This is a genomic window from Proteiniclasticum sp. C24MP, assembly GCF_043951855.1.
Taxonomy (GTDB): Bacteria; Bacillota; Clostridia; order Clostridiales; family Clostridiaceae; genus Proteiniclasticum.
The window spans coordinates 47,481-60,254 of record NZ_JBINJW010000007.1 but is presented as its reverse complement, the minus strand read 5'-3'; the positions used below and the strand labels follow the sequence as shown (position 1 = coordinate 60,254).

The window sequence follows — 12,774 nt, the reverse complement described above, 5'->3', positions numbered from 1 at the left end:
CTACTCAGATTCTCAGCATTTATCTGATTCCAGAAGTATTCGATGCTGCAAAATAGAGTTCAAACTCTTTTAAAAATCCTCATCACAATTGAATTCCCGATTCTTTTAACTGTCTATTTCAGTTCTCTGATCATTTTCAACATTGATATCGTAATTCCATATTTTACGTGTAGTAAAAAAAGATACATGCCTGTATATACCCATAGAATAACGAAATAATAAAGGTTCATAGAGTGCTTCATTTCTGTGAAAAAAGTCAAAATAAGCTGCTTTTTATCATTTGAACACCTTAATACAAAGACGAAGTAACCGAAATAGAAAGTATGTCCTTTGATAACCAAAATGTCAAAGATACCTTTAATAACGCTGAAGACTTCTTCAGCGTTTATGCAGCACACGCAATCTCAAAAACAAAGGAGACTCATGAAAATGAAGTTAAAAGGAAAAATTGTCCTCATCACAAGTCTGATCATTGTACTCGCCATCGGTGCACAATCCCTGATGAGCACCATCACCACCACCAGGTCCCTGGACCGGGTCATTGAAATGCAGCTGAAGGATCAGGTGGAGAACCTCAAACACGAATATCTTTCTGCCGAAGAAGTGGTGGACATCACAAAAGAAGCGCTTAACGAAAAAATCATTTCCCTGGCACGCAGCATCGCAGTGATGATCCGTGAGGATCAGACCTACCTGGAGACAGAAAGAATGGTGGAACTGGCCAGCATACTCGAGGTGGATGAAATCCATGTCACAGATGGTGATGGAATCCTGCTCTATGGAAACATTCCAGGGTTCTACAACTTTGATTTCAGAGAATCAGAACAGACCCAGCCTTTTATGGAGCTGATCGGCCAGAGCAACGGCCAGCTGGTGCAGGAACCCTCACCAAGAGGAACCGATGGAACCCTCTTCCAGTACTTCGGCGTCTCACGTCTGGATACGCCAGGAGTGATACAGATCGGTCTAGAACCTAAAGCCATCCAGGCGCTTCTGGAGAATCTCGACATCCAGAGAACCATCGATACACTGGACATTGGAGACGGCGGCTTCGGGGTCATCTTATCTACCGATGGAAAAATCATAAACCACAAGAATACTGAGCTGATTGGACAGACCGCAGCAGATGTGTCCTGGATGAAAGAGGTGCTGGCAGAAAAAGAAAGCATTCAGACCGTCACCGTGGACGGCATCTCCAACTATGCCATGGCAAGTGATGGAGAAGTCCGCACCTACATTGCGACTTATCCTCGAGCAGCTATTGAGGAAATCATCAGAACCAACAACATCAACAATGCAGTGGCAGTAATCGTGTCCATTCTGATTCTGGTCAGTGTCATTTCCTTCGTCATCACGAAGTGGGTTTCCAGACCTCTGGCCATGATGGAAAAGGCCATGGAGCGTGTAGGTGCAGGTGATTTCACCGCCACCATGAACTATGCTTCCAAGGATGAAATCGGAGTTCTCAGTGAGCGCTTCATGACCATGGTGGAGAATGTCCGAAAACTCATCAAGGGCACCGTAACAAGCTTTAACTCCGTGGCTGGAACCTCCGATCGAGTGATGGAAAACGTGGATGGACTCATGTCCTCCAGCAAAGAGGTCACAAGGGCTGTGGAAGAAATCGCCCAGGGAGCCATGGAAACAGCAACTGGAGTCAATGAACGCCTCAGTGCCGGACAGGACCTGGGCAGAAGCATCAATGTCATTGCGGGAAGCCTGGAAGATGCAAAGAAGATTTCCGAGAGCATGGTCTCCTCAAACAGAGCGGGAAGACAGAAGATCGAAAATCTTCAGAGCGTCTTCACTCAGACCGTTGAAAACACCAACGAAGTGGCAGAAAATGTATATGAACTCAGTAAAAGCTCGAAATCCATCGAGAATATTCTGAGCACCATCAAGGGCATCTCCGATCAGACCAACCTTCTCGCTCTGAATGCTTCCATCGAGGCAGCAAGAGCAGGAGAAGCTGGAAGAGGATTCTCCGTGGTGGCGGAGGAAATCCGAAAACTGGCTGAACAGTCCTCCAACTCCGCTGAGGAAATCAACACCATCATCACAGGCATTGTCTCCATCGTTTCCGTCACCACGAAAACTGTGGAAGAAACCAAAACTTCTGTGGAATCCGCCAAAGGGAATATCACAGAAACAGTTCAGGTCTTTGACCAGGTGGATAATAACGTCAATGAACTGGAGAGCATCCTGAAGGACTTCATCAAGGAAACCGGAAACATGGATACACTGAAGAATGATCTCATTGCTTCTCTGGAAGCCATGGCCGCCATCAGTGAAGAATCAGCTGCCTCCACAGAAGAAATCAGCGCTTCATCCGAAGAGCAGTATGCACAAATTACAGAAATCGGAGAAGCTATGAACTCACTTAACGCTGACATCAGCAGCATACAAGAAGAACTGAGTCGCTATAAGGCGTAGAATATGCACATGATAATATAATCTGAACTGGTACATCAATGTGAATGAACATCATGATGTACCAGTTTCTTCTATTTCAATAATCTCGTCTTCTAGAATCTCCTTATTCTTCCAGCAATAAAACTCCCCTTAGGGTAGACAGCCATGCTATTTCACTGTCTACCCTAAGGGGAGTTTTTCGTTCACTCAGAACTCATTCTGACTGATCATTTTTTTATATATCTCTCTTCAATGCCCCACTGTGAGAATAAGAATAACAATCTCATCTTCAATAATTTCAGCCAGTATACGATAATCTCCTAGTCGATACCTCCATTGATCTTTTCTGTTCTCACATAGCGCTTTGCCAAACTGTCTTGGATCCTTACATCCTTCGAGATTTTTCCCGATCCAGGCAAGTATGAATCTTCTGGTTTCCCCCTCAAGCTTCTTCAGTTCTTTTTCAGCCAACTGAGTATATAAAACAGAATACATTATTCATTCTCCAATTGCTCAATGATTTCTCTATGAGTGTAGGTAACTGGATTTTTACGGTATTCTTCCACAGCCAGGTCATAAGCTTCTAAATCATATTCATCCTCGATTTTCTCTAGAACAGTCTCCCTGATCATTTCAGAAACAGACATTTTCTTCATTGCTGCATATTTACGAAATAGTGCATCTTCTTCATTGTTTAATCTAAGTGAAATAGACATGCTTACACCCCCTTTTGTCTTACATTGTAATACAAAAAGCATTCTTTGTTGACTGACTGCTTCTTTCATACAAATCTCCTTCTTAATACTTATTTATTGATTAACACTTCTTCTGCTGAATGTCCATGAAGTTTAATGATCTTCATTTTTCCAATTAGAACAACAGATATAAGCTGGACTCACTCACTTCTATTATAGGAAAACTTCATTTCTCTATTCAGTAGATGAACTCCAGACAGTGATCACAAGATAGAAACAGCGGATCAGAATAATCTTCATTATCCTGATCCGCTGCTTCTTCTGTCTTCCTGTGCTGAAATCCTATTCCATCATGCCATGGTGCATGCATGCATCATGGTCCATGTCGATGGCATTCAGTGTGTGATGCAGATAATGCATCACTTCATGCTCATACATAGGGTCGTTTTTTTCAACGCCCATGAATGAACCTCTTAGCCCAACATTCTGTGCCACCTGCTTCAGAACTTCTCCTGAAGGGATTTCTCCATGCGCTTCCAGTATCTCTACCGCAAGAGCTGGTGCCGCCTTATACTCCACCACTGGCTGTGACATTGCAAAAACCGGTGTAGCAGAGAGTAGTGTAATGGCTATTGCCATTCCTAGCGTTTTTCTGATCATGTTCTTTGTCTTCCTTCCATATATATAGATTGGGGTGTTACCTATAATGTAGCGGACAATTGTGGAGACATTATGGAGAAAATCGGAATTTCTGCTGATACGATCCCTCTTCAGACATGATCTAATTAAGAATCTTCCTTTTATTCTTATTGAAAAGGTTATCACACAGATGATAGAATATAGGAAGATGATTGAAACATATTCTATACTAACACCTTTTAATCTATCTATATGGAGTTTGTAACGAAATGAATGGAACTGAACTACGCTCTCAATGAAGGAGGATACCTCATGCATGAAGAAATCATCGCTGCCAACCAGGCAGCATGGAGCACCCTTTCCAAAGATCACTACGAGCATTTCAGCAAGTTTCTCAAAGACGAGAACTTTACACTGAACCCGCTGGTCATAGAAGGCCTAGGCAGCGTCAAAGGAAAACGGATTCTGCATCTGCAGTGCAACACCGGTGCAGACAGCATTCTACTCGCCAGAATGGGGGCTACCGTCACAGGCGTGGATCTTTCGCATGAAAATATTCATTATGCCACCCTTCTGGCACAGGATTCCGGCATGGATTCCGTTCAGTTCATTCAGTCTGATGTGCTGAAGCTTAGAGAGGTCCATGAAGGGGCTTACGACATTGTCCTGACCTCAGATGGAGCCATCGGGTGGCTGCCAGACCTTAAGATATGGGGACAGGTCATCGCCCATTTTCTGAAGCCCGATGGCATCTTCTTCCTTCACGATTCCCATCCCTTCATGATGATCTTTGATGAAGAAGAACTGACTAAAGGAAACCTTTCTCCCAGTTATCCCTATTTCGATACCGCTCCCGAGCGTGATACCACTATTGGAGGGTACGCTTCCAAGCCAAAAATCGCTGAGAACTATTTCTTCGGCCATACTCTATCCACCATCCTGCAAGGCCTTATCCAGGCAGGACTCTACCTGACGGACTTCAGGGAATATGACCGATGCGTCCCTGGTATGGGTGGCTCCAAACTTGATGATAGAGGCCTCTGCTATTATCCGGAACTGGAAGGAAAGCTCCCTCTGGTCATGAGTCTCACTGCAAAGAAGCTTCCCTAAGCACATTTCTCATGCAGATAGAAATCAGGAACAGATTAACTTTTATGAAATCATGGATACTGAAAATAGTCAGATAAGGCCATTCGATAAACAGTATGAATTTTCGGAGGAAACAGATTGAAAAACAGAATGGAAATCAGAACAGAAAGGCTCCTCATCACTGAATTTGATGAAAGCATGATCGAAAGCGTCCATCTCCATTCTCAGGATGAGGAAACCCGGCGCTTTGTACCCGATGAGGTCTTCGAAACCATCGAAGATGCCCGTGAGGTAGTGGAATTTCTCATCTCTGCCTATGAAAGCACTTCCGGCCCCTTTGTTTATCCGATTCTTCTCCATGACGGAAAAAACATCGGATATGTTCAAGCTGTCCCCATAAAAGATGGCTACGAAGTCGGATATCACATGGCAGAGGCCCATAGAGGAAAAGGTTATACAACTGAAGCACTCCAGGCTTTTCTTCCCGTCATCATGGATCAGCTGAGTATTGAGCGCATCTATGGCATATGTCATGGAGAAAATGTCCCATCACAAAGAGTTCTTGAGAAAACAGGCTTCCTACTGGAGTATAAGGGAATGAGCCCATATCAGGGGAAGACGCAGGAAATCGTAAAGTATAAGTACTCTCTATAGGCACAGAAACTCGAGTCTTCACAAAGTCTACACATCTTAATGTAAAAGAGAAAATCCACCTTTAGGATACAGATATAGTTTCTGCCCTGCTGGTGGATTCAGCTTTTGGGTACAATTAATGCTTTATTAGAATTTCTCGTCTTCTCTTCATATTCTAGTTAATAAGTTTAATTAATTAAACTTATTACTATGATTTACACTTAAATATATTTTTTATATCACATATAAATTTTTATTATTCTCCCAGATTCTCACCATTAGATGAAATCACTTTTTTATACCAGTAGAAAGATTCTTTTTTATAACGCTTACCACTACCATTGCCCAAGTCATCATAATCAACATAAATAAATCCATATCGTTTAGAAATCTGTCCCGTAGAGCAACTTATCAAGTCAATACAACCCCATGGTGTGTATCCCATTACTTTTACACCATCTACAGTGATTGCCTTTTTTATTTCTTTGATGTGTTCTCTAAGATAGTCAATTCGATAAGGATCATTGACTGTTCCATTATCATTCAAAGTATCAAATGCACCTAGTCCATTTTCCACAATGAAGATGGGTTTATGATAACGATCATATAATAAATTGAGTGCATACCTTAATCCAATTGGATCAATCTGCCACCCCCACTCGCTTTTTTTCAGATGTGGATTGAAGTAGTGTTGTGTTAAGTTGGCTTGAGTAAATTTTTCGTTTTCTGGATTCGCAATTGCTACGCTGGTTTGGTAATAACTAATTGCAATATAGTCTACTACACCTTCTTCAAGCGTTCTTACATCATTTTCTTGAAAATCTAAATCTATGCCTCTTCTTTCAAAATCAGCTTTTTTATACTCTGGGATATATCCCCTCACCATAGTATCTCCAAAATAATTAGTTCTTAAATTGAATGTTCTTATGGCTTCTAAATTATCCTCCGGTTTAGAAGAATACGGATACGGTGGAGAATAGGAGATCATACATCCTATCTGTAAGGTAGGGTATGAGTCATGTGCATATTTTGTTACTAGTGCTGAACCTAACATCTGATGATAGGATGCTTGCTCTAATAATTGTTCATCATTAGCAAATACTCCTGCTGTCATAAATCCACTATGAATAATTGCATTAATTTCATTGAATGTCAGCCAGTATTTCACCTTTTCGTGATACCGATCAATAACTGTTTTTGCATACTTATGGAAAAGCTCTATGGTTCTACGATCAGCCCATCCATTCCATTTTTTTGACAACTCTAATGGCATATCATAGTGGGAAAGGGTCACCACGGGTTCGATTCCATATCGAGAACATTCATCGAAAACATTGTCATAAAACTCAAGCCCCTTCTCATTTGGTACCTCCTCCATGCCGGTCGGAAATATTCTAGTCCATGCAATTGACATTCGATAACTTTTAAATCCTAACTCTGCAAACAATCTTATGTCTTCCTTATAATTATGATAAAAGTCGATTGCATGATGATTGGGATAGTATTCATTATCAATAATTGTCGGTGATCCAAGTTTAGGATATGTATTCATTTTAACCAGTATGCTTGCTCCAAAATGTCCATTATCTTTGTATGTGACAAGTCGTAGTTTATCATATGCAGACTTATATTTAGGATCTAATCCTGGAATTTCCACTTTAAATCCACTTATTCCTCCACATGTCTGAACATCTGCAGTGCTTAAACCTTTTCCATCTTCGTTATAAGCACCTTCTATTTGATTTGCAGCCGTAGCTCCACCCCATAAGAAATCATCAGGAAACCCTTTCATATTACCTCCTAATCTTTGAGGATGCTATAACCTAAATTGTTATAACATCCTTAACCACTGTGATTATTATTAAGCATGTTTTTATTGTTGAATAATCAGTTTTCTTATTTTACTTCAGCTTCGTTTTCTCCTTTCACTGCTGTCCTTTCAGCAACTTTAAAGAAAGGAAAGAAGATTGCTGCATTAATTAGCACTAGAATTACACCCCAGATTAAGCCAGTGATTGAATTTGTTGCCATCCATAAATAGATTGGTGCTGGAATAACATTAGAAAGTGCAACTCCAGTTAGTGGAGCAACAATTCCAATATTCATTAATAATGAAGTAAGAACAACGCTTATACCAGGTGTTAAAACAAATGGAATAGCCATAATTGGATTTAATATAATCGGAAATCCAAACATTATTGGTTCTGTGATATTGAAAATTGATGTTGGAAGAGCTAGTTTACCTAAGCTTTTGTATTGTTTTGACTTGGAAAACACGAGTAGTAATGTGAGACCAAAAATGCCAATATTTGCAAATGGTGTTAATAGCCCCCATTCCAGATATGGAACTGCTTCTCCTGCTGCAAACGCTGCCATGTTTGCTTGTGTTGCTGCCTGCCTTACCGAACCCAAAGTTGCGTAGGTAAGCAAATCGCCATGTATTCCAAACATCCACAAGAATTTCCCAACAAATAAATATAGTGCTGCTCCTATTGGATTTGCTCCAATACCAACAATCGGTTTTTGAAGAATTGTATAAATAAATGTTTGCATTGTTCCAAAAGAAGTATGTTCGAATACAACTCTAAATACAATAAAAATAATGAAAACTAATCCTGCAGGAATCATCGTTTCAAACATTCCAGCAACAGAGGGTGGAACCGAATCAGGCATTCTGATTTTCACATTTTTCTCTAACAGAAACACATAAAGCCTTGCAGCAATTAAACCACTTATCATCGCCAAGAATATACCCTGTGATCCCAATACACCAATTGAAATTACATTTTGGGCTAAACCTGACACAGCTTCACCTGCTTCGTTAGTTAAGGATATATTCGCTACAAATGGAGTCAGAATCATAAAAGATCCGAACGCAACCATTGCTGCAGGTAGAGGTCTCTGTCCAAAGGATTTTCCTACTTCATAGCCAATAGATATTACTACCATAATTGCATATAAGTTTGAAACCATACTGATTGGTATATTCAAGATACTAGTTAATCCAGTATTATTTAAAAATTCCTGCCATATTGGAATTGGAATTGAGCGCACCAGGGAAAATAGAGATGCTCCAATAGAAAAAGCAGCTATTCCTAAAAATGAATTCATGATTATTTTGACATACCGTAGCTGTGCAAACTTCATAACTTTCTCTGAAAATCGTTCTATTTTACTCATATTTACCTTCCTCTCTAGTCATTCATTAATTTACGCGCGGACTTAAGAACAGCTGCTCCATCTAAACGACCATAAGCTATCATATCAATGACTTCAACAGGAACATCTGGACATTCAACCTTAACTTGGCTTAACTCGTACCTAACTTGAGGTCCAAGAAATAAGCAGTCTGCTTCTTTAGCCGCCATTTTCGCTTGACTTACCGGCATCGCTTTTATAGTACAGTTATAGCCGATTCTTTCAGACTCTGCTTGCATCTTTCTCATTAACATACCTGTGGACATTCCTTGTGCACAGAGCAGTATAATTGTTTTCATGTTTCTTCTCCTCTTGTTGTATATTTTAATTCTTGTTTTTTAGCTGTTTCATATTTTCTACCATTTCGAAAGCGATCTCTTTAATTGTCAATGCGTTCATTACATGATCCTGGGCATGTACCATTAATAATGTCATTGACATTTTATTACCATTACTCTCAGCGATGATTAGTTCAGTTTGAAAACTATGTGCCTTAATAATTGTTTCATTGCATTTTACTAGTAAATCATCAGCTTTATGAAAATCACTTTTTCTAGCCATTCTAATTGCCTCGATTGCAAGACTTCTTGCATCACCAGCATAAGTTATTAATTGCATTATGATTACTTCTAAATCCTCCATTCATTCACTTCCTCTCATAATTAATTTCTTAAAGTATTTATATGCATATATTCTTTCATAATTGAATTTTATCACCGAACCCCCTGCCACTCTATACTCATTATTTCCTCATTCGCTAAGGTAATCTTTGAAATTCAATTGTACAGAATAATTTACTGAGAACGAGCATAATAATACTTATCATCGCTAAATATAATCAGATAACGCTCTCCTCAGACACCAAGAAAATGTTTAAGCTTATTAATCAAACTATTCGTAAACAAAAATCCCTTAACCTATTTTATTTCAATAGGTTAAGGGTTCCCATGATTTGTTTTACTCTCTCTGATTAATAGAGAAAAATACTACCCGTAAAATACTTATTTAACCAAACGCATTAATATAATTCTAATCTCATTGTCTATTATTCAATGAGATAATTTTTCATATTTCATTCTATTCGCTTTTGTTAACTGTTCAATTAGATTTTCAAAAGTAGGCTTTTCAATAACATTCTTAACTAATTCCTCATTTGATAAGAAGTTTGTGATTACATGATAGAATTTTTCTACCTCTTCATCTTCGTGTAATCCAAAAGAAACAAGAAAGACGACTTGAACGTTATGCTTTCCCCAGAAAACACTATTCTGTAAAACTGCACATGCAATAATACTTGTATTAGTGATGATTTTATAGGGATGAGGTATAGCAACGAGATTCCCAAAATCAGTTTGCCCCATTTCTTCTCTTTTCATAACTAAATCATAGAAATCAGCAGGCAGCTTAACATATTTATCGGTTAAATCACAGATACTTTTTAAAGCTTCAACCTTTGATGAAACCTTAAGATTTGGAAAGAACAGGCTTTTATTAAAATATTTATAAAGAAAGCTGCTGTCGCCATACTCAAACAATCTTTTATAACTAGCGATTTCTTCATGATTTAATAGTACTGATACTTCATGTACTGGCACTTCAAGAGTTACATTTAAAGGAACCGTTGTGAAAACAAAATCAATATTATTACCTCTAAAATCAAATTTCTCCAAATCAAACATAGTCAAGTCATAAATCTTATTTATGTACTCATAAAAAGTCTGTTTGTATTTCTGAATAAACAACTGTGAAGTTCCTCGACCTGATACACATACTATTACAATATTATACTTTTTTAGTGGTATATTATTATTTTGAGCACCCAATGCAAATAGGATTGCAAAGAAACCCAACTCATCTTCAGGAACATCTTTCTCATAATATCTATTCAATACGATACTTGCGCATAAAGCAATATTATATGCATATGCATGATCTTTTTTCACTTTAGTGAGGATTGGATTTTTAATTGTTAAGTCATATCGCATTCTGATATCAAAAGAAACCATGTGTTGTATAAGGGACATCCTTAAGTCTAAATTGGATCTGAAGTCAATCCTCAAGGTATTATATATTACATTTACCATATCAGTGACAAGTTTATCTATTGATTGAGATACAATCAGATTCTTTCCAGTTCTAAGATTTGTTTGATTACTAACCTTTCCACTTAGATGTAATGCCAGATACAATGTATCATCTTCTCGTATTTCTACATCGAAAATCTCTTTGATTTTATTTGTTACTTCAATTGCAATCTGAAAATTAAATTCACTAATCAATTGATGCATTTCATTTTTAGTTTCTGAAGAGAAAGCTATAGAATTTCCATTCTTTATTCTCTCTATAGCAACATATACCTGTACTATTAAGTTCTCAAATAAGTATTCTTGAATTTGAAGTCGATACTTTTTTCTTATTGCCGTAAGCATTTGCGCGATTAATAAACCTTCATCTATTTGTAATGAAGATTTGGCGTCTCTCATTGAATTCTTATAAATACAATTTGCTATACACACCCGTTTATTAAACTCTTCACCATAAATCTGTATGCCGTAATTCGGTCTTCTATCTATGCTTAAATCATATAAACTTAATATTTTTTCTACTTCTTTCAAATCTGAAGTAATAGTATTTCTTGAAACATATAAGGAATCTGACAAGTCATCGATTTTCGCATATTCTTGTTGATTAAGTAGAAACTTCAATATATAATTAATTCTTCCTTCTGATGTATCCGGGATATAATCTTCATTTACAGTTAAAATATCTTTTATTTTATTCAAATCATCTTTTTCTGGTATTAATAATGTGTAACCTTCACCTGGTTTAGATACAAGTTCTACCCCACTAGTTTTTAATATATTTCTAATTTTTTTTATTCGGTTTTGAACAGTTTTTTCGCTAAGATGAACTAATGATGAAATGTCAGACGATGTCATACTTTTATTCATATTATTAACTAATATTTCTAAAATTACTCTTGAACTATCATCCATTAAATTCACCTCATCATTCCTTCAATAAATATAGGATACTATAGTAACAGTACAATCTCCAAACAAGATTTTACTATTTTTTCAAGGTAAAAATTAGTCTAAGAATAGTATGATATTTAATATAGCTAAGATTTGAACAAAATCCACCTTCAGGATACAGATATAGATTCTGCCCTGCTGGTGGATTTTTCGATTCTATTCTCCGGCTGAAGAATTAACCATGTTCTTCTCCATCTCCTGAAAGGAAACTCCTGTGAACTCTTCCGTCCATTTCCAGAGCTTTTCGGAAAGCGTCTGATCCTGGGCTTTTCTTGCTACCGCCATGGGCTTCCTGTTATAGAAGTATCTACCGGTGATCTTCGAGACGGACGGGTCTGTGGCCAGAAAGATTGCCGTATCCGCCCCTTCCTCCGGTGTTCTGAAGAAGGGTTTGAGCATCCTCATGATTCCTCTTCCAAAGCCGGTCTCCCGGTTCACCCCCATATTGGTGCCCACTGCACCCGGATGACAGCTGTTCACGGTGATTCCATAGGGCTTCAGTCTTCTTGAAAGCGCTTCGGCAAAAAGCACATTGGCAAGCTTCGACTGTCCATAGGCCTTGAAAGGTCTGAAATTTTTCTCAAGGGTCAGATCGTCAAAATGGATTTCTCCCCACTTATGGGCACCGGAAGCCACCTGAATGATTCTTGCCCCCTCGTGCATCAGTGGAAGAAGCATCAGCGTCAGAATGAAATGTCCCACATGATTGACTGCAAACTGCATCTCAAGACCCGCTTCATTCAGCTCCCTCTTTGTAGTGATGAGCCCGGCATTATTCAGGAGAATATCCAGGCCGCTGCACTTCCTGCTGATTTCTTCTGCAGCAGCGCGTACGGACTCTCCATCCGAAAGGTCGCACAGAATCATATGGAAGCTTCCCGGAAAGTCCTTTTCCAGCTCCTCCAGGGCTTCTTTTCCTCTTTCTCTGCTTCTCACAAGCATCAGTACATGATAGCCTTTTTCTGCCAGCATTCCGGCGGATGCCTTCCCCATACCGGAATTGGCGCCTGTTATAACCGCGGTCTTTCCATTTACGCTCATCTTCTCTCCCATTCCCTTCTCATGATTTCCTT

12 protein-coding genes are annotated in these 12,774 nt (G+C 38.8%); 3 read left to right on the top strand and 9 right to left on the bottom strand.

The genetic code is table 11. The annotated features are described in order from the left end of the window. Positions 1-429: 429 nt before the first annotated feature. A complete protein-coding gene (locus ACHAL6_RS07320) occupies positions 430-2,433 on the top strand; it encodes a methyl-accepting chemotaxis protein (RefSeq protein ID WP_395269701.1) in 2,004 nt (667 codons plus the stop codon). Between the two features lie 228 nt (positions 2,434-2,661). Here ACHAL6_RS07320 and ACHAL6_RS07315 read toward each other — a convergent pair whose 3' ends face one another. The 3 genes from ACHAL6_RS07315 to ACHAL6_RS07305 all read right to left on the bottom strand — a co-directional run bounded on the left by ACHAL6_RS07315 (position 2,662) and on the right by ACHAL6_RS07305 (position 3,767). After that, positions 2,662-2,907 carry a type II toxin-antitoxin system RelE/ParE family toxin gene (locus ACHAL6_RS07315; protein WP_395269700.1) on the bottom strand — a complete coding sequence of 82 codons (246 nt, stop codon included), beginning with the start codon at positions 2,905-2,907 and terminating at the stop codon, positions 2,662-2,664. Then, complete coding sequence (gene relB / locus ACHAL6_RS07310) at positions 2,907-3,197, bottom strand: type II toxin-antitoxin system RelB family antitoxin (protein ID WP_395269699.1); 291 nt, start codon at positions 3,195-3,197, stop codon at positions 2,907-2,909. The genes ACHAL6_RS07315 and relB overlap by 1 nt, the downstream gene beginning before the upstream one ends. Before the next feature lie 252 nt (positions 3,198-3,449). Further along, on the bottom strand, positions 3,450-3,767 hold the full coding sequence (locus ACHAL6_RS07305) for a hypothetical protein (RefSeq protein WP_395269698.1): 318 nt from the start codon (positions 3,765-3,767) through the stop codon (positions 3,450-3,452). 291 nt (positions 3,768-4,058) lie between these two features. Between ACHAL6_RS07305 and ACHAL6_RS07300 the strand changes: the two genes are divergently transcribed. Both ACHAL6_RS07300 and ACHAL6_RS07295 read left to right on the top strand, forming a co-directional pair. After that, positions 4,059-4,856, top strand: coding sequence for a class I SAM-dependent methyltransferase (locus tag ACHAL6_RS07300; protein WP_395269696.1), 798 nt, complete (start codon positions 4,059-4,061; stop codon positions 4,854-4,856). A gap of 117 nt (positions 4,857-4,973) precedes the next feature. Then, positions 4,974-5,489: a GNAT family N-acetyltransferase gene (locus ACHAL6_RS07295; RefSeq protein ID WP_395269694.1), complete on the top strand. Its 516-nt coding sequence runs from the start codon at positions 4,974-4,976 to the stop codon at positions 5,487-5,489. Between the two features lie 235 nt (positions 5,490-5,724). On the opposite strand, the gene ACHAL6_RS07290 is transcribed toward ACHAL6_RS07295, so the two are convergent. The 6 genes from ACHAL6_RS07290 to ACHAL6_RS07265 all read right to left on the bottom strand — a co-directional run bounded on the left by ACHAL6_RS07290 (position 5,725) and on the right by ACHAL6_RS07265 (position 12,754). Then, positions 5,725-7,260 carry a glycoside hydrolase family 1 protein gene (locus ACHAL6_RS07290; protein WP_395269692.1) on the bottom strand — a complete coding sequence of 512 codons (1,536 nt, stop codon included), beginning with the start codon at positions 7,258-7,260 and terminating at the stop codon, positions 5,725-5,727. A 104-nt stretch (positions 7,261-7,364) separates the two neighbouring features. Further along, positions 7,365-8,648, bottom strand: a complete 1,284-nt coding sequence (locus tag ACHAL6_RS07285) for a PTS sugar transporter subunit IIC (protein ID WP_395269690.1) — start codon at positions 8,646-8,648, stop codon at positions 7,365-7,367. Between the two features lie 14 nt (positions 8,649-8,662). Beyond that, entirely contained in the window at positions 8,663-8,965 is a 303-nt protein-coding gene (locus ACHAL6_RS07280) for a PTS sugar transporter subunit IIB (protein WP_395269689.1), read from the bottom strand. Positions 8,966-8,990: 25 nt separating this feature from the next. Beyond that, a complete protein-coding gene (locus ACHAL6_RS07275) occupies positions 8,991-9,308 on the bottom strand; it encodes a PTS lactose/cellobiose transporter subunit IIA (protein ID WP_395269687.1) in 318 nt (105 codons plus the stop codon). A gap of 407 nt (positions 9,309-9,715) precedes the next feature. Further along, positions 9,716-11,662 (bottom strand): BglG family transcription antiterminator, encoded by a 1,947-nt coding sequence (locus tag ACHAL6_RS07270; protein WP_395269686.1) that lies wholly within the window; start codon positions 11,660-11,662, stop codon positions 9,716-9,718. A 195-nt stretch (positions 11,663-11,857) separates the two neighbouring features. After that, a complete protein-coding gene (locus ACHAL6_RS07265; protein ID WP_395269684.1) occupies positions 11,858-12,754 on the bottom strand; it encodes an SDR family oxidoreductase in 897 nt (298 codons plus the stop codon). Positions 12,755-12,774: the final 20 nt, after the last annotated feature.

Coding starts and splice junctions, on each gene's coding strand:
- ACHAL6_RS07320 (WP_395269701.1), top strand. CDS start 430: ATGAAGTTAAAAGGAAAAATTGTCCTCATCACAAGTCTGATCATTGTA.
- ACHAL6_RS07315 (WP_395269700.1), bottom strand. CDS start 2,907: ATGTATTCTGTTTTATATACTCAGTTGGCTGAAAAAGAACTGAAGAAG.
- relB (WP_395269699.1), bottom strand. CDS start 3,197: ATGAAAGAAGCAGTCAGTCAACAAAGAATGCTTTTTGTATTACAATGT.
- ACHAL6_RS07305 (WP_395269698.1), bottom strand. CDS start 3,767: ATGATCAGAAAAACGCTAGGAATGGCAATAGCCATTACACTACTCTCT.
- ACHAL6_RS07300 (WP_395269696.1), top strand. CDS start 4,059: ATGCATGAAGAAATCATCGCTGCCAACCAGGCAGCATGGAGCACCCTT.
- ACHAL6_RS07290 (WP_395269692.1), bottom strand. CDS start 7,260: ATGAAAGGGTTTCCTGATGATTTCTTATGGGGTGGAGCTACGGCTGCA.
- ACHAL6_RS07285 (WP_395269690.1), bottom strand. CDS start 8,648: ATGAGTAAAATAGAACGATTTTCAGAGAAAGTTATGAAGTTTGCACAG.
- ACHAL6_RS07280 (WP_395269689.1), bottom strand. CDS start 8,965: ATGAAAACAATTATACTGCTCTGTGCACAAGGAATGTCCACAGGTATG.
- ACHAL6_RS07275 (WP_395269687.1), bottom strand. CDS start 9,308: ATGGAGGATTTAGAAGTAATCATAATGCAATTAATAACTTATGCTGGT.
- ACHAL6_RS07270 (WP_395269686.1), bottom strand. CDS start 11,662: ATGGATGATAGTTCAAGAGTAATTTTAGAAATATTAGTTAATAATATG.
- ACHAL6_RS07265 (WP_395269684.1), bottom strand. CDS start 12,754: ATGGGAGAGAAGATGAGCGTAAATGGAAAGACCGCGGTTATAACAGGC.